Source organism: Streptomyces sp. NPDC005803, assembly GCF_040630435.1.
Classification (GTDB): domain Bacteria; phylum Actinomycetota; class Actinomycetes; order Streptomycetales; family Streptomycetaceae; genus Streptomyces.
This window is the reverse complement of the sequence record NZ_JBEXXO010000022.1, coordinates 24168-40996: the sequence shown is the minus strand read 5'-3', so window position 1 is coordinate 40996 and position 16829 is coordinate 24168. Positions and strand designations below refer to the sequence as shown.

The following is a 16829-nucleotide window of genomic DNA, read 5'->3' as shown; positions in this document are numbered from 1 at the left end:
CTCGCGGACCGGCCCGTACGTCGTGCTCAGACCAGGTCGAACCGGTCCAGGTTCATGACCTTGTCCCACGCGGCCACGAAGTCCCGCACGAACTTCTCCTTCGCGTCGTCGCTCGCGTAGACCTCCGCGACCGCGCGCAGCTCGGAGTTCGAGCCGAAGACGAGGTCGGCCCGGCTGCCGGTCCACCGGACCTCGCCCGTGGCGGCGTCGCGGCCCTCGAACGTGCTCGCGTCGTCGGACGTGGCCTTCCACGTCGTACCCAGGTCGAGCAGGTTGACGAAGAAGTCGTTGGTCAGGAGCCCGGGCGTCTCGGTGAGGACCCCGAGCGACGACTGCTGGTAGTTGGCGCCCAGGACGCGCAGACCGCCGACGAGGACGGTCAGCTCGGGTGCGCTGAGGGTCAGCAGGTTCGCCCGGTCGAGCAGCAGGTACTCGGCGGGCAGCCGGTTGCCCTTGCCGAGGTAGTTGCGGAATCCGTCGGATGACGGCTCCAGCTCGACGAACGACTCCACGTCGGTCTGTTCCTGGGTGGCGTCGACGCGGCCCGGGGTGAAGGGGACCTCCGTGGCGAAGCCGGCGTCCCCGGCGGCCTTCTCGACGGCCGCGGCGCCCGCGAGCACGATGAGGTCGGCGAGCGAGATCTGCTTGCCGTCCGACCGGGCGGAGTTGAAGGACTCCTGGATGCCCTGGAGGGTGCGCAGCACCGTCGCCAGCCGGTCCGGGTCGTTGACCTCCCAGCCGTTCTGCGGTTCGAGGCGGATGCGTGCGCCGTTGGCGCCGCCGCGCTTGTCGCTGCCGCGGAAGGAGGAGGCCGACGCCCACGCGGTGGAGACGAGCTCCGACACCGACAGGTCCGAGGCGAGGATCCGCGCCTTGAGGGAGGCGATGTCCTGCGCGTCGACGAGCTCGTGCGTCCGGGCGGGCAGCGGGTCCTGCCACACCAGGGTCTCCGCGGGAACCTCGGGGCCGAGGTAGCGGACGACCGGGCCCATGTCGCGGTGGGTCAGCTTGAACCAGGCGCGGGCGAAGGCGTCGGCGAACTGGTCCGGGTTCTGGTGGAAGCGCCGCGAGATCTCCTCGTAGGCCGGGTCGAGCCGGAGCGCGAGGTCGGTCGTCAGCATCGTCGGCGCGTGGGTCTTCGACGGGTCGTGCGCGTCGGGGACCGTACCCGCGCCGGCGCCGTCCTTCGGCCGCCACTGGTGGGCGCCCGCGGGGCTCTTGAACAGCTCCCACTCGTAGCCGAACAGGATGTCGAAGAAGCTGTTGTCCCACGTGGTCGGGGTGTCGGTCCAGATGCCCTCCAGACCACTGGTGATGGTGTCGGCGCCCTTGCCGGTGCCGTACGTGCTCCGCCAGCCGAGGCCCTGCTGCTCCATCGGGGCGGCCTCGGGGTCGGGGCCGACGTTGTCGGCGGGGCCCGCGCCGTGGGTCTTGCCGAAGGTGTGGCCGCCCGCGATCAGGGCGACCGTCTCCTCGTCGTTCATCGCCATCCGGCGGAACGTCTCACGGATGTCGCGGGCCGAGGCGATCGGGTCCGGAGTGCCGTTGGGGCCCTCGGGGTTGACGTAGATGAGGCCCATCTGCACCGCGCCGAGAGGGCTTTCGAGCTCGCGGTCCCCGGTGTAGCGCTCGTCACCGAGCCAGGTGGTCTCGGGGCCCCAGTAGACGTCCTCGTCGGGCTCCCACACATCCGCCCGGCCGCCGCCGAAGCCGAAGGTCTTCAAGCCCATCGTCTCCAGGGCCACGTTGCCGGTGAGGACGATGAGGTCGGCCCACGAGAGGTTCTTGCCGTACTTCTTCTTGACCGGCCACAGCAGGCGGCGGGCCTTGTCGAGGCTCGCGTTGTCCGGCCAGCTGTTGAGCGGGGCGAAGCGCTGCTGACCGGCTCCGGCGCCGCCGCGTCCGTCGCTGATGCGGTAGGTGCCGGCGCTGTGCCAGGCCATCCGGACCATGAAGGGGCCGTAGTTGCCGAAGTCGGCGGGCCACCAGTCCTGGGACGTGGTCAGCACCTCGGCGATGTCCCGCTTGACCGCCGGGAGGTCGAGGCTGTTGAAGGCCTCCGCGTAGTCGAACTCCTCACCGAGCGGGTTGGCCACGGCGGGGTTCTTGGCGAGGATCTTCAGGTTGAGCCGCTCCGGCCACCACTGGCGGTTCCCGCCGCCCTGGGTCGGGTGCGGCGCGCGACCGTGCGCGAGCGGGCAGCCGCCGACCTCCTCCGTCTTCGGGTCGGTGACGATCGCATCGTGGTTCTCAGTCATGGAAATCCTTCCGAACGGGGCGGATCACGGTGCTGAGGAACTACGGACGGTGGAAAGGCCGGGTCCGGATGCCGGGGCGAGCGGCCCCGTCTTCTGACGTCACGTACTTTTCCGCGGTGCTGTCCTGTCCCTTGGCTGTCGACCGGAACCGATCCTACGATGGACATAGTCCAAGTCAATACGAACGACAGGCGTGTACGCATCCGATCGTCGGACGACGCACAGTTAGGCTGGTGGGCATGAGTGACCTGCTGCAACGGCTTCGCGCACGTGGCTGGCGGATGACAGCTCAGCGCAGGGTGGTCGCCGAGGTACTCGCCGGTGAGCATGTCCACTTCACCGCGGACGAGGTGCTCGCCCGCGCCGCTTCCCGGCTCCCGGAGATCTCCCGCGCCACCGTGTACAACACCCTCGGCGAACTCGTCTCGCTCGGCGAGGTGGTCGAGGTGGCCACCGACGGTCGCGCCAAGCGCTACGACCCGAACGCCCACCACCCCCACCAGCACCTGGTGTGCTCCGGCTGCGGCGCCATCCGGGACGTCCACCCCCGGGGCGACCTGCTGGCGGAGCTGCCGGAGTCCGAACGGTTCGGCTTCACCGTCTCCGAGGCCGAGGTGACCTACCGGGGCCTGTGCCCGGACTGCGGTCCCGGCTGACCGACGCTACGGGCGGACGGCCCGGGCGTAAGCTTCGCTCACCATGAACGCGGCGGGGGCGGAGCGCATGACGGCTGACTCGGTACAGAGGTGGGGGTCGACCCTCGACTCCGTCGTGGTGTACGCGCAGGGCGCGCTCTGCCGTCGCCTGGCCCGGGGCCGGCTGCCGGCCGACGGCCGGGTGCGGGTGACTGGACTGCCCCGCTCCGTGGACCCGGGCTCGCTGCGGGTCCGGGTCCTCGACGCCCCCGGAGCGCGGGTCACCGAGGCCCGGGTCGAGGTCGAGGCCGGACTGCCCGCAGCGCAGGGGCCGGACACGTCGCTGCGCGCGTACGAGCGGCTGAGCGACGCGTACGCCGCGGCGCAGGAGCGACGGGACCGGCAGCTGGGCGTGATCGAAGAGGTCAGGGCCCTGCATCCGGTCCCTCCGGCCCGCAAGCGCGATGACCCGCACCGCCGCACCCCGGTCGACGCGTGGCTGGAGCTCGCCGACTTCGTCGACGAACGGCTGACGGGGCTGCACCACCGCCTGGTCGAGCTGGAGGAGGCACTGCGCCGAGCCGAGCACGACCTCATGGTCGCCGCCGACAGGCTGGAGCGCGAGTCCACCGACGCACCGTCAGCGCACGTCGACACCACGGTCTGCGCGGTCCTGACCCTCGGCGGCACCGCCGGCGCGGGCGGTGCGGAGGTGCGGCTGGAGCTGGAGTACGGGGTGCCGGGCGCGGTCTGGGTGCCTGCCTACCGCCTCACCCACCGTCAGGGCGACGGCAGCGGCCGTATGGTGCTGCGTGCCTCGGTCGCCCAGCGGACCGGCGAGGACTGGACGGGCGTGCGCATCGCGCTGGCCACCGCCGACCTCCGGCGCCGCACGGACCTGCCGAGGCTCCGCTCGGTCCGCATCGGACGCAGTCAGCCGTCCCCCGCGCCCTCCGGCTGGCGCGAACCGCCGGCCGGACTCGCCGACCTGTTCTCCGGGTACGACGCGGCAGGCCCCCGCCCGGAGCCGGACACCGCACCGGCTGCCGCCGGATCCGCGCCCGGGTACGACGCGTCCGGCCCCGTTCCGCCCCCGCCACTCGCCGCGGGGCCGCCGCCCGGCGGCGCTCCGCCGGCGGCCTACGGCAGCGCGATGCCCGCCCCCGCGGCTCCGGCCGGGGCGCAGCCGCGCACCCGGGCGCGTACCGGCACCCGCTCCTTCGGGGGCGCCCCCGCCGCCGCGGCGCCGCCGGCTCCCGGCATGGCCGCTCCGCCGCCCCCGCCCCCGCCGGTACCGGGCCCGCCGCAGCCGAGCAGCGCCGAACTCGACTACGCCGCCCTCGCGCTGTGCGGTCCGGACGAGCAGGGCGGTCGCCGAGGCCGGCTGTTCCCCGGCGCCTCCTTCGACCCGGTGGCGGCCGAGTACCGGCGCCGTGCCGAAGCGGTGGCCGCCTTGCCGTTGCCCGGGCAGGCGGTGCGTCCCCGTGAGTCGGCGGGCTCCTTCGACCACCGGTTCGACGCCGCCGCCCGCGCCGACATCCCGTCGGACGGGACCTGGCACACCGTCACCGTCGGTGAGATCCCGGTCGGCCTCCGCACCGAGTACCTCTGTGTGCCGTCCGTGGAGCAGACCGTGTACGCCACGCTGGTGCTCTCCAACGCCACCGACCAGGCGCTGTTGGCCGGCCCGGTGGAGGTCACCGTCGACGGAGAGTTCCTGCTGACCACCGCGCTGCCCACGCTGGCGCCCGGTGGCGTCAGCCGGGTGGGGCTCGGGCCGGCCGAGGGCGTCAGGGTGACGCGCCGCACCAGCCTGCACGAGTCGACCTCGGGTCTGCGCAACAACACCACCGTGCTCGACCACCGCGTCCACGTGGAGCTGGCCAACCGGCTGTCGCGACCGGTCACCGTGGAAGTCCGCGAGCGCGTCCCGGTCACCTTCGAGCCGGACGTGCGGATCGAGGAGCGGGCCGACTGGACGGCGCCCGAGGAAGGCGCGGGACCCGACCGGCACGCGCCGGGCACCCGGGTCTGGCGTCTGGACCTGCCCGCAGGCGCCGCTGCCGCCCTCGACGGCGGCTACGAGATTCGCATCCCGGCCGGCAAGGCCCTGACCGGCGGCAACCGCAGGAGCTGACACCCCATGTCCACGGAACCGAAGCCGATCGCCCTCCCCGTCACCGCCGTCACGTGCCTGGAGGACCGCGCCCACATCGAGCGCGCCGTCGTGCTCGACCTGGCGGCCGGGGTCCAGCGGCTGCGCCTGGGGCCGGTCAGTGCGCTGGCCGTCGACCGGACCCTCCACGCCGAGCTGACCGCGGACCATCCCGCGACGGTGCTCGACGTGCGGATGGTGCGCAGTTGGACACCGCGCGAGCCGTCGCCGCCCGCCGGGAACGACTCCGCCCTGCGCCACCGCGTGCACGCCCTCGAACAGGAGCAGCAGGAGCTCGGACAGCGGCGCGACCGGCTGCAGGCCCGGCTCGGACTGCTCGGCCGCCTCGCCACCGACCTGCTGCGGGAGATCGGCGAAGGCGCCGGCTCCGGTGAGACGGAGCAGCTCCGCTGGACCCGCGAGCTGGACCGGCTGGACGCCGAGCGCGACGTGCACGCCGAGCACCTGCGCACGGTCGGGGCACGGCTGACGTCCCTCCCGGCCGAACTCACCGAAACGCAGCGGGCGCTGTTCCACGCGGAGGACGAACCGGCCGAGCTGGTCGGCCACGTCGAGCTGACCGTGGACGCGGCGGCCGCCGGGCCGGTCGGGCTGCGGCTGAGCCACCTCACCCCGTGCGCACTGTGGCGGCCCGCCTACCGGGCCGTGCTCGACGGCGACGGTCTGACGCTGGAGACCGACGCCATGGTCTGGCAGCGCACCGGTGAGGACTGGTCCGGCGTACGGCTGACCTTGTCGACGGCCCGTTCGGCCCTGGCCACCGATCCGCCACGGCTGGACGAGGACCGGCTGACGCTCGAGGACCGCTCCGCGGCGGAGCGCCGTACGGTCGACGTCGAGCTGCGCGAGGAGGAGATCGGGACGCTCGGGCCGGCCCCGGTGCTCGGACTGCCCGGGGTGGACGACGGCGGCGAGGCGCGGGTGCTGAGGCCCCCCGCACCGGTCTCGGTCCCCGCTGACGGCCGCGCGCACCGGGTGCGTCTCTCCGCGTTCACCGCGGCCGCACCGAGTGAGTACGCCTGCTCGCCCGAGCTGTCCCCCCTGGTCACCCAGGTCGTGCGGTTCGACAACCGGTCCGGCCACGCGCTGCTCGCCGGGCCCGTGGATCTGATCCGGGGCAGCGGTTTCAGCGGCCGCGGCACCCTGGACTTCACCGCCCCCGGCTCCCCCGTCGAGCTGGCCTTCGGCAGTAGCGACGACTACAGGGTGCTCCGGCACGCCGAGGAGGTCCGCGAAGCGGCGGGGCTCACCCAGCGGACGGTGATCACCCGTACGGTCCGGCTCCACCTGTCCCGTTTCTCCGCCCCCGGCGAGCACGGCGACCGGGTGGTCGCCCTCCGCGAACGCATCCCCGTCTCCGAGGTCTCGGCCGTGCACGTACGGCTGCACAAGGAGGCGTGCTCCCCGGCGCCCGACATGGTCGATGCCGAGGGCATCGTGCACTGGAACGTCACGCTCCCGCCGGGCGGCCGCCGGACGGTCACCCTGGTCTACGAGGTGTCGGCGAGCGCCAAGGTCACCGGACTCTGAGTCCGGCGGGCCGCCGCACGTCCGTGCGGCGGCCCGCCGGCCGTTCCCACCGCCGCCGTCGCGGCGCCGCGTCACTCCTCGTCGCGCAGCCGGCCCGCCAGCGCGACCAGCGGTTCGGTCTCCTCGGCATGGCCCAGGGAGGTCAGCCGTGGGACGGCCGCGTCGAGACGCGTGAGGGCGGGGGCGGCGCGTTCCAGGTAGATCCCCTCCACGGCCGCCGCGAGCCGGACGCACTCCGCCCACTCGCCGGCGTGGTCCTTCTCCGGCCCCGGCTCGCCCAGCAGGGCGAGAGCCTTGTCCAAGGCGGTCAGGGCGTCCTCGTACGCGCCGGCGTGGGCATGGACCCGCCCGTGTTCGTAGGCCAGGGCGGTGTCCAGGGAGCGGCCGCGGGCCTGGAACCCGGCAGCCCGGGCCTCGTCGGCTATCCGGCCGGCGTCGCCGAGGTGGACGAGTGCGTCGGCCAGGCCGTCGGGCCCCTGCCGCTCGGCCTGGAGGCGGGCGAGTTCGCGCAGGGCGTTGCTGAGCTGCTCGTAGCGCGGGGCCCGGGCGTGCGCGGCGAGTGCCTGACGCGCGGCCTCGCGCGCCCGGTCGAACTCGCCGGACTCGCCGAGGAGCACCGCCGTCTCGGCGGCGATCATGGCGTGGCTCCCCGGGTCGTCGTCCCAGCCGGCCGACTCGGCCGCGAGGGCGACGAACTCCGCGGTGGCGGCCTTGAGGTCCTCACCCGCGTGCAGCGCGCGGGCGCGGACGAGGCGCAGTTGTGCCGCGAGCCGGTCGTCCAGCTCTCCGGCGGCGACATCGGGTTCGGCGAGGACGGAGTCGAGCAGCGCGATGCAGTCCTCGACGCGTCCCAGGTCGAGGCTGAGCTCGGCCGCGTTGCTGTAGGTGCAGAACGCGCCCGTCCTGTTGCCGCGGCGGAGGTCCACTTCCGCCGAGCGCGTCAGGTGACGCAGTGCCTCGTCGGGGCGGCCCAGGTGCATGCACGCCTCGGCGAGGTCACCGTGCAGGCGGGCGGTGTCGGCGACCACGCCCTGCCACTCGGCAGCCACGCGTACGCCTTCGGCCAGGTCGGTGTACGCCGCCTGCGCGTCCCGCAGACCGAGCTGGATCCGGCCGCGCAGCCCCAGGGCGCGGGGCTGGTGCCAGGCGGGACCGTGCTCCTTCAGCCGGTGGAGGAGGGCGTCGAGTCCGGCGACGGCGGAGGGCAGGTCACCGGAGACGGCGTGCGTGCCGGCCCGCAGCAGGGCCGCGCCTGAGATCTGCGCGTCCAGGTCGTGCCGGGTGGCGAACGCGTGCAGCAGGTCCGCTTCGGCGAACGCCGCCGCGGCGTGCTCCTCGTCCCCCGTGGCCTGCAGGCGAAGGCCGAGCGTGGTCGCGCGCAGCCGCAGCAGGCGCCCCTCCTGGTAGGGGGCGAGGCCGGGCGTCTCCTCCTGCAGGCGGACCATGCGGGCGTGGGCGGCGGTCAGCGCCGCCGCCTTCGCCTCGTGCCCGTCGTCGTCCTCGGCAGGGGTCTCGGCGACGGCGAGCGCGGCGCAGGCGCGGGCGATCGCCGCGTCCTGCGGCATCCCGGCGTCCTCGTACAGGCCTGCGGCCTCCTCGTAGAGGTCGGCGGCGTCGGCGAACTCGTCCTTCTCGCCGGTCAGGCTCGCCTCGTCGGCCAGCAGGTCCGCACGCAGCCGTACGAGTGGACCGATGGCGGGGTCGTCGGGATGGGTGTAGTCGCGGGCGGCCACGAGCGTGCGCAGCCGGGCCCAGCAGAGCTGCGCCCCAGGGTGCCCCTGCTCGCCCCACTCCCGTGCCCGGGCGACGAGTTCGGGCACCGACTCGGGGACGGCGGGCGTCTCATGGCCGGTGGGTGCGGTCACCGGGGCGGCCGGGGAGACGTCGTCGAGGCTGCGGGTGCGCAGGGTCAGTTCCAGCTCGTCCAGGAGCGGTGCGCGGCCGATGCGGGCCCTGCGGCGGTCGGTGTGGGCCGTGGTTCCGTTGCGGGTGTCGAAGCGGGCGGCGAGGTCGTCGGCGCGGCTGCGCACCTCGGCGCAGAGGCCGGCCACCGTCCAGGTGCGGCCCGCGTATCCGGCGGCGGGCAGTTCGCCGTGACCGAGGAGTTCGACGCGTCGCAGGAGGACCTCCACGCCGGTGAGGAAGTCGAACTGGTCCAGCGGTGAGTCCACCTCGTCGAACAGGGTCCGGTTCTCGGCGAGCAGTTCCAGGCCGCGGGCCTCGTTGCCGGTCAGTGCGCAGAATTCCAGGTGCCGGCCGACCTCTCCGGCCATCGGGGGGTTGCGGCGGCAGCCGCGGTAGCCGGCCAGGTGCAGTTCGCGGGCGCGGTCGGTGCTGCCGGTGCGCAGCAGGGGCAGCAGCGCGTACGAGAGGGAGCGGGCCGGCTCCTCCTGGCAGGATTCCTTGCCGCTGAGGACGGGCTCCCAGGTGCGGAGCGCCCGTGCGTCGTCGCCCGCCGCCAGGTGGTGGAGGGCCCGTTCGCAGATCTCGCACGCTTCGCAGTCGCTGAGGGGGGTGCGGCTGCGGCCGGCCCACAGCTCGTAGGCGAGGGCGGTGTCCTCGCCTAGGTGGGCGGCGAGCTGGTACGCCTGTCCGTAGTAGGGCTGGAGGCCGAGTCCGGCCTTCTCGTAGCGGTCGCGCATCTCGGTGAGCCACTGGCGCAGGCTGGTCAGCGGCATCTCGGGCAGGGCGCGCAGGGCGTTGGCCACCCACTTGAACCGCCAGAACAGCAGGCGGCGCAGACGCTCGTCGAAGAGGTCGGGCTGCTCGTCGAAGAGGGTGAGCACACGGGCGAAGACGACGGGCGCCTTCCGTGGTTCGGAGCCGTAGGTGTACGCCTCCTGGAGTTCGAGGAGCGCGCGGACCAGGGCGAGGGGATCCTCGATCTGCTCGGCGGCGTCCACGAGTTCCTCGGCGGCGACGGTACGGACGCGGCCGTAGGGGCGCCGCTGGTTCTCCTGGAGCGCCTCGTACAGCTCGTCGGTGTTCTGGGGTGCGGTCGGCATCGTCAGCTGTCCTTGCGGAGGGCGTGGGCGAGGAGATTGAGGAAGGAACGGTTGATCAGGCTGGATTCGGCGGGCCTGAGCGGGCGCCGGGACAGCATCGCGGCCTGCCCGTAGAGGGCTTCGGCGCTGGTACGGGCCAGCTCGGGCTCATCGATGGCGGTGGCGGTGCGGACGAGCGGGTTGAGCTGGTTGAGGATCAGCTGGGCGCGCGGGGCCTCCTGGCGCAGGGCGCCGAGGATGTCGCCCCACACCCCGCCCTGCTGCTCACGGGCGAGCTGGGAGCGGGTGCGCTCGTGCCGGGCCTCGCGGCTGTCGACGAGGAGGGCCGGGGCGGAGGCGGGCTGGAAGGTGCGCAGCGCGACGTCACAGTCGAAGACGGCGAGGGCGTCGCGGGCCAGGGCGAGATAGGGCGCGGCGGCCAGTTCCGTCTCGCGGTCGACGGGGTCGAGATGGGCGGTGAGAGTCGCCGGGTCGAGGTCGGCGACGCTGACCTCGGGCCTGATCTCGGGGAGCCGGTGGACCAGGTCACGGTCGTACGTGTAGCCGCCGTTGACGACGCCGAGCCCGGCGGCCGAGGCGATCGCCGCGACCTGCCTGAACTCCTCCACGCTGGAGGTGACGAGCACGGTGCGGTGGGTGCGGGCGAACTCGTCGAGGCTGGTGGACCCGTCGGTGGTCTCGAACGGCAGCCAGGGCAGCAGCATCCGCAGGATCTCGTCGTCGTGCACCGCGAGCGACTTCACGGCCAGGTGGTGGGCCCGGAGGAAGCGGGCGAGCAGCTCAGGGTCGCTGGCGGCGGCCCGGGAGATCCAGGCGCGCAGCCGCTCGGCGAGGGCGTCGCGGACGGCGGCGAGGGTGTCGTCCTCGTACAGGGACTCCCGGGAGGCCGTCGGGCGCAGGCTCTCGGCATCGACGACGCAGCGGACGAAGAACGCCCACTCGGGCAGGATCTCCTCGGCCTGCTCCGACAGCAGCATGCCCTTGACGTGCACGCGATGGCCGTGGCGGCGACCGGTCGGCACCGCCTCGGGCAGCACGCACGCGATGCCCTTCAGCCCCACGGCCGGAAGGTCCAGATCGATGGTGTCCAGCGGCTCGAACCCGAAGACCTCCTTCCCGTACGCGGCCAGCGCGCGGGACCGGGCTCCCGGGGTCGGATAGGTACGCGCCCAGGGCGCGGGCTCCGGGTTGATCCGTGCGCCCGGGCCGCCCGTTCCGTCGTCGAAGGTCACCGGGTGGCGCAGCAGGGAGCCGAACTGCCGGGCCAGCGCGTGCACCTGTGCCGGGCGGGTCCACTCGCCCGCGTCGGCGCGTGGCGTCAGGGTGACGGTGGTGCCGGGGCGCGGGCGGGCGGAGGCGGGCAGGGTCCGGACGGTGTAGCTGCCGTCGCCGCGCCCCCGCCACTCCACGGCGGGTGCGCCGGGGGTGCGGGCGCAGCGGCTCACGACGTGGATCTCGTCGGCGACCAGGAAGCAGGAGAGCAGGCCGATGCCGAACTGGCCGATGAAGTCGCCGCGTTGCTCCGCGATGCGTTCCGCACGCTTGCTGCTCCGGCCGATCGTGGCCAGGAAGGCGTGCACGTCGGTCTCGGTGAGCCCGACGCCGTCGTCCTCGACGCGCACGACCGACCCGTCGGCGTACAGGCGGATTCCGAAGGCCTCGGCGGGCGCGGCCGGTTCGAGGCTGTGCCGGGCGGTCAGCGCGTCCACGGCGTTCTGCAGGAGTTCGCGCAGGTAGACGCGAGGACTGGAGTAGAGGTGGTGCGAGAGGAGATCGACGAGACCGCGCAGATCCACCTGGAAGGTGCGGTCGTCGCCGGTCGGGTTCGGGACGGTGTCGGGCAGAGTCATCAGGCAGTCCGGAGGGGGAGAAGCGGCGGGTGGAAGGGGGCCTGCGCGCGCTCAGGCGCGGCGGTGGTGGCGTGCGAACTGCTTCTCGGGCTCCGCGAAGTAGGCCCACGGCCAGCTGGTGTAGGCGCCGTCGAGCGCGTGGAAGACCCGCGCCGCCGTGTGCCGCTCACCGGCGAGCGACAGGGCCATCGCGAACACGTTGAAGTCGTGCTGCCAGCCGGGACGCCGCACGTAGGCGGGGTGGAGGATGCTGTGGTCGGCCGCGTTCCGCAACTCGGCCTGGATCTCGGGGGTTCTGAGGCAGCCCTCCTGGTCCGACTCGACCCAGTCCTCGATGTGCGCCATGGCGATCACGCAGCCGAGCCGGTCCCCCTGCGGGGCGCGGGCGAGCGCGTCGCGGGCGAACACCATGGCCTGGCCGGGCTCACCGCCCCAGCGGGGCTGCAACTGTGAGACCCATTCGACGTGGGTCTCCAGGTCCAGCGGGGCACGGCGCAGGGCCGCGTCGCGCCGGGCCTCCTTGACGTCGGTCCCCAGCGACATGCCGCGGCCGGAGGTGAGGAGCCGGCGCCACGGCGCGACCCAGTCCGGCCGCAGCTCGGCCGCCTCGAGCAGCTGCTCCTCCGCGATGTGGAGCCGCTCGTGGAAGACCCGCCACTGCTCCTGCGTCACGTTCACGGCGCGCGCGGCGGTGCGCGCCTCCCAGCCCCAGTTGATGTGACGCGCCCCGGATATGAGCAGGGCCGTCGCCCGGTGCTCCTTGTCCTCCTCGACCGCTCGGCCGATCCAGTCCTGCACACCGTCCAGTTCTTCGAGTTCGTTCAGGACCTGGTGCTCACGGCCCAGATCGAAGGGCTCCAACGCCACCTTGACCGACTCCCACTCCCCGGCGTCGGCCGCCTCCACCAGCGCGAGCACCCGCACGTCCCCGAGCGCACGCAGCGTGTACATCCCGTTCTTCTGCCTGCGCGGGACCGGCAGCGCGTGGGGACCCGCCGCCGGTCTCTCGCCGTCCCTGCCGAACAGCTTGCCGAACATGCCGCGCCCTCCCCTGGTCCCGCCTGATCGTCCGGTGCAGCATAAGCGGCCGCACCGACAGCGGTTCCACAGGGTTTTCACGACTGCTCCATGGATCCGGTACCGGGACCGCCGCTCCCCGGCGCTCCCGTTCCAGCCGGGCATCTCCGTGCGTCGATCCCGTGAGCAACGAGGGCCGTGCGCCCGGTGGTTACGGACGAGGCGTCCCGGTGGGGCGGCCGGTCACGGCAGGATCTCGACGTATCCGTCGCTTCCGTGCACACGGATCCGTTGCCCGTCCCGGATCATCCGGGTGGCCTGTCCGACGCCCACGACGGCCGGCAATCCGTACTCCCGGGCGATGACCGCGCCGTGGGTCATCAGGCCGCCCACCTCCGTGACCAGGCCCGCGACGCCGACGAACAGGGGCGACCAGCTGGGGTCCGTGAAGGTCGTGACCAGGATGTCGCCCGCTTCGAGGTCGGCGTCCGCCATGTCGAGGACGACGCGTGCTCTTCCCTCGACCGTCCCGGCGGAAACGGCCAGGCCGGTCAGGGCGCCGGCCGGTACGTCGTCGCGCCGGTAGGCCCCGGTGAGCGCCTCGCCGTCCGAGGTGAGCACCCGGGGCGGCGTGAGGGCGTGGTAGGACCGGAACGCGTCCTTGCGCCGCTGGATGAGCCGGCCGTCCACCTGGTTCGACCGCACGACGTCGTGGAGTTCCCCGAACGTGAGGTGGAAGACGTCCTCCTTCTCAGCGAGCACCCCTGCCTGCACGAGACGCCCGGCCTCCTCCAGCAGGGCCTGCTTGTAGACGAAGGAGCGGCTGACGATGCCGTACTTCGGGTACTCCCGGTATCCGATGAAGGTCCTGACCCGGTCGATCATCCGCTTGGCCTCGTCGGCCTTCGCGTCCCCCTCCGGCAGGGCCCGCAAGCGCGACAGCACGTCCCGTTCCTTCTCCTGCGCCCTCTGCCGCCCTTCCTCGAAGCGCCGCTCGGCGGCGCCCGGCTCGAAGTTCCTGACGTGATCGAGGATCACGGGCACGAGCGTGCTGGGGCGCTCGCGCCACCGTGGCCTCGTGATGTCGATCTCGCCGACGCAGCGCATGCCGTACCGGTCGAGGTAGGCCTCGATGGCGTCGCGGGCTTCGGTCCCGCCCGCGAGCTTCCCCAGTTCGTCCAGGAAGTCGTCGTCCTCCACGCCTTGCAGGAACGCCACCACTTCCGGCAGCGGGCGGATCACGTCCGCCACGTCGAGCAGTTCCAGTCCCATCCGGGACGTGACGTTGTCGGGGGCGGACAGCGTGAGCGTGTCAGCCGCGTTCTTCTCGCCCAGCCACTCCCGCAGCTTGTCGTTGAGCCACCACGTGGCCTCCATGCCCGCCATGATCACCTGAATGCTCAGCGGATCGCTGAGGACGCGCTTGTGCTCCTCGAAGGCCTCCAGCAGGAAGTCGAACAGCGCCGGTCCTGTCTTCGTCCGGATGTCGCGCTCCAGGGCGGCGAGGGACAGCCGGCTGCGCTCGATCAGCTGGGTGACGAGGGCCGGATCGGTCTCGATCGGGGCGGGCGCAGCCCTTCCGGGCGGCCCGCCGGGCGCCGGGTCCGGGAGCGACGGGACGAAACCGTCGCGCTCGAGGACCGTCTCCAGAGCGTCCCTGACCAGGGGATCGCCCTTCCCCATGAGGTCCAGGAGGGCGGCTCGGCTCGTGGGCGAGGCGAGGCGCCGGGTGACGTCGACGAACAGCCTCCCGCCGGCCTCGTGCATCGGCGCCATGGCCGTCAGCTGCCACATGGAGAACCCCAGGGCCTTCATGGGGTCGGTCATCATCTGCTGGTGGCCGACGGAGACGTAGACGTGATTCTCCTGGTCGTCGCTCTCCGGGACGGGGAACAGGGTGGTGATCGGCCGGCTCTGCACGATGTGGAAGCCGTCGTCGGCCAGACACCATTCGATGTCCTGCGGGCGGCCGAAGTGCGCTTCGATACGCCGTCCGAGCTGCACGAGCCGCACGACCTGCGCATCCGTCAGCGCCGGCTCCTCCTGCCGCTGCGGATCGATCGCCACTTCCCGCGTGCCGCCGGCCGGCTCGGCGCGAACGGCACGCTCTTTGGCGGCGATCGCCTTGGTGACGACTTCGCCGTGACGCACCTCGAAGACGTCCGGGTTCACCAGGCCTGAGACCAGGGCCTCACCGAGGCCGAAGCCGGCGTCCACGGTCGCGACGTTCCGGTTGCCCGTGACGGGGTCGGCGGTGAACATGACGCCGGCCGCGTGCGGGAAGACCATCCGCTGCACGACCACGGCCATGTGGACCGTTCGGTGGTCGATGCCGTTCCGCTGCCGGTAGGTCACGGCCCGCTCGGTGAACAACGAGGCCCAGCACCGGCTGACATGCCGGAGGACCGCGGAGGCTCCGACGACGTTCAAGTACGTGTCCTGCTGGCCGGCGAACGACGCCGTCGGAAGGTCCTCCGCCGTCGCGCTGGACCGCACGGCGCAGGCGGCCCCCTCGCCGAGCCGGGAGAGCGCGCCGGTGATCGCCGACGCGAGATCGCCCGGAACGGCGATCTCCTCGATCGTCCGGCGGATCTCCGCACTCAGCGTGCGGATCGCCTCCCGGTCGTCCGGGTTCAGGCGCGACAGCTGATCGATCCGGTCGCCGGCCGATGGCGCCTGCGCCATGATCCGCCGGAAGGCGTGGGTCGTCACGCAGAAGCCGTCCGGGACGCGGACGCCTTCGATCCGCGACAGCGCGCCCAGGTGTGCGCCCTTGCCGCCGACGACCTCGGCCTGTCCCTCGTCAACCTCTCGAAGGTCCCACACGTACTGCTCGTTCATCGCGATTCCTCCGGTACGGCCGTGCTCCCCTGTACTGCGGTGCCCGATCGAATCACCGGCGCCTCCCTTTCTGTCGCATCTCCCGTCGGGCACGCCCCCGTCCGGCGCTGCCTTCCCCCTGACGGACGGCCGGTACGCGCGCCCGCCCCGCACTCCGGCCCCGGGCGCCCGCGACGTCGCTGCCGGCCGCACCACAGGCTCGGCGTGACCGCCTCCCCCGGACGTCGACGGCACCCGGCGCCCTCGTTTCCGCAGGTTGGGGCATCGGCGGACGATTCTGCGTCACGACCCGGGTCTTGCCGCAAGCCCCCCGGTGCGCTATATCTTGGGAGTGGCAGGAAGAGAGATCTTCCTGCCTTCGCCATGTGATGAGCGATGCCGGCCTGCTGCGGACAGACCGGAAGTGTTCGCTCCGACGCCGCTGATCCGGCGGCCTCGCGCTGATCGACGCCTCTTCCAGCCCTGAGGGGTGCCTGCTTGCGGGGAGACTCCGGCCCCGGCCGATGGCGGGTCGACAGACCGCGGCGCTACGGCCGGGGCTTGGTCGCGAACACCCACCGGTTGCCCGCCAGGGCGTCGTTCTGCTCGGGCAACGGGCCGCGTCCGTGATGGCGGGTGAAGTCGAAGGGGGTGTGGACCGCCGTGGACCAGCCCTTGCGCTCCAGATCGCCGGCGGAATCAGGCCGCGGCTCCCGGTCGAACAACTCGAGCAGGTCGATGCCGATCTGACGTGCCGTGGCGGTGTAGAGCGGGCTGTCGCGGTACTCCATCAGGTCCCTTTCGAGCTTGACCTCGTACGCGAGAGCGCTCCCCTCCGTGCTCAGCCGGTCCACCATGTCGATGAGGTACGTCTCGGCGGCGGTCGGCAGGTAGAACAGCAGCCCCTCGGCCAGCCAGACGCTCGGTGCGGCCGGGTCGAAGCCTGCGTCGGTCAGCGCTCCCACCCAGTCGGCACGCAGATCGATCGGGACGGGAACGCGGGTTGCCCTGGGGGTGGCCGACAGGCCGTCGAGCACCTTGTGCTTGAACGCCAGCACCCCTTCCCTGTCGACCTCGAAGACCACGGAGCCGGGAGGCCAGTCCAGCCGGAAGGCCCGCGAGTCCAACCCCGCCCCGAGTACCACCACTTGGCGGGCGCTTCCGGTGTGCACCGAGCGGAGGAGGAAGTCGTCGAGGACGCGCGTGCGCAGACCGAAGTAGCGCGCGAACCGCCCCCACAGCGGGTTCGTGTCCCCGTCCGGGACCTGGTGCGGGCGGACCGGCCAGCCGGCTGACGCCGGTGCGGCCCGCACGAAGTGCTCCGCGTAGATGTCCTGTGCCAGGGTGTCGGGGCGATGGGTTTCGATCGCCCGGGCGGCGGCGACCAGGAGAGCGGTCACCCCGACACCCCCTTCCACGCCTTCCCCACCGGTGTGGTGATGCGTTGTACCGGCCACGTTTCCTCCGTTGGGCGAGCTGGGACCACGAACAGCGAGGGACACGGATGACGGATCGAAGGCGGACGAAGGCGATCGGCG

At 72.8% G+C, this 16829-nt stretch carries 9 protein-coding genes; 3 read left to right on the top strand and 6 right to left on the bottom strand.

The features are described 5' to 3' along the window. Positions 1-26: 26 nt before the first annotated feature. On the bottom strand, positions 27-2258 hold the full coding sequence (katG, locus tag ABZ454_RS27900; RefSeq protein ID WP_359541960.1) for a catalase/peroxidase HPI: 2232 nt from the start codon (positions 2256-2258) through the stop codon (positions 27-29). 239 nt (positions 2259-2497) lie between these two features. On the opposite strand from katG, the gene ABZ454_RS27895 reads away from it, so the two are divergent. The 3 genes from ABZ454_RS27895 to ABZ454_RS27885 all read left to right on the top strand — a co-directional run bounded on the left by ABZ454_RS27895 (position 2498) and on the right by ABZ454_RS27885 (position 6599). Further along, entirely contained in the window at positions 2498-2914 is a 417-nt protein-coding gene (locus ABZ454_RS27895) for a Fur family transcriptional regulator (RefSeq protein ID WP_356324926.1), read from the top strand. 67 nt (positions 2915-2981) lie between these two features. Then, on the top strand, positions 2982-5030 hold the full coding sequence (locus ABZ454_RS27890) for a DUF4139 domain-containing protein (protein WP_359541959.1): 2049 nt from the start codon (positions 2982-2984) through the stop codon (positions 5028-5030). A gap of 6 nt (positions 5031-5036) precedes the next feature. Next, positions 5037-6599, top strand: a complete 1563-nt coding sequence (locus ABZ454_RS27885; protein ID WP_359541956.1) for a mucoidy inhibitor MuiA family protein — start codon at positions 5037-5039, stop codon at positions 6597-6599. Positions 6600-6670: 71 nt separating this feature from the next. On the opposite strand, the gene ABZ454_RS27880 is transcribed toward ABZ454_RS27885, so the two are convergent. The 5 genes from ABZ454_RS27880 to ABZ454_RS27860 form a co-directional block, all read right to left on the bottom strand. Then, positions 6671-9604 carry a hypothetical protein gene (locus tag ABZ454_RS27880; protein WP_359541954.1) on the bottom strand — a complete coding sequence of 978 codons (2934 nt, stop codon included), beginning with the start codon at positions 9602-9604 and terminating at the stop codon, positions 6671-6673. Between the two features lie 2 nt (positions 9605-9606). Next, complete coding sequence (locus ABZ454_RS27875; protein WP_359541952.1) at positions 9607-11454, bottom strand: HSP90 family protein; 1848 nt, start codon at positions 11452-11454, stop codon at positions 9607-9609. 51 nt (positions 11455-11505) lie between these two features. Continuing rightward, positions 11506-12492: a hypothetical protein gene (locus ABZ454_RS27870; RefSeq protein WP_359541951.1), complete on the bottom strand. Its 987-nt coding sequence runs from the start codon at positions 12490-12492 to the stop codon at positions 11506-11508. 222 nt (positions 12493-12714) lie between these two features. Next, positions 12715-15312 (bottom strand): rifamycin-inactivating phosphotransferase, encoded by a 2598-nt coding sequence (gene rph, locus ABZ454_RS27865; protein ID WP_359541949.1) that lies wholly within the window; start codon positions 15310-15312, stop codon positions 12715-12717. A gap of 527 nt (positions 15313-15839) precedes the next feature. Beyond that, entirely contained in the window at positions 15840-16748 is a 909-nt protein-coding gene (locus tag ABZ454_RS27860; protein ID WP_356318631.1) for a class I SAM-dependent methyltransferase, read from the bottom strand. Positions 16749-16829: the final 81 nt, after the last annotated feature.

Excerpts from the sequence above, each read along its gene's own strand:
- katG (WP_359541960.1), bottom strand. The coding sequence starts at position 2,258 with ATGACTGAGAACCACGATGCGATCGTCACCGACCCGAAGACGGAGGAG.
- ABZ454_RS27895 (WP_356324926.1), top strand. The coding sequence starts at position 2,498 with ATGAGTGACCTGCTGCAACGGCTTCGCGCACGTGGCTGGCGGATGACA.
- ABZ454_RS27890 (WP_359541959.1), top strand. The coding sequence starts at position 2,982 with ATGACGGCTGACTCGGTACAGAGGTGGGGGTCGACCCTCGACTCCGTC.
- ABZ454_RS27885 (WP_359541956.1), top strand. The coding sequence starts at position 5,037 with ATGTCCACGGAACCGAAGCCGATCGCCCTCCCCGTCACCGCCGTCACG.
- ABZ454_RS27880 (WP_359541954.1), bottom strand. The coding sequence starts at position 9,604 with ATGCCGACCGCACCCCAGAACACCGACGAGCTGTACGAGGCGCTCCAG.
- ABZ454_RS27875 (WP_359541952.1), bottom strand. The coding sequence starts at position 11,454 with ATGACTCTGCCCGACACCGTCCCGAACCCGACCGGCGACGACCGCACC.
- ABZ454_RS27870 (WP_359541951.1), bottom strand. The coding sequence starts at position 12,492 with ATGTTCGGCAAGCTGTTCGGCAGGGACGGCGAGAGACCGGCGGCGGGT.
- rph (WP_359541949.1), bottom strand. The coding sequence starts at position 15,312 with ATGAACGAGCAGTACGTGTGGGACCTTCGAGAGGTTGACGAGGGACAG.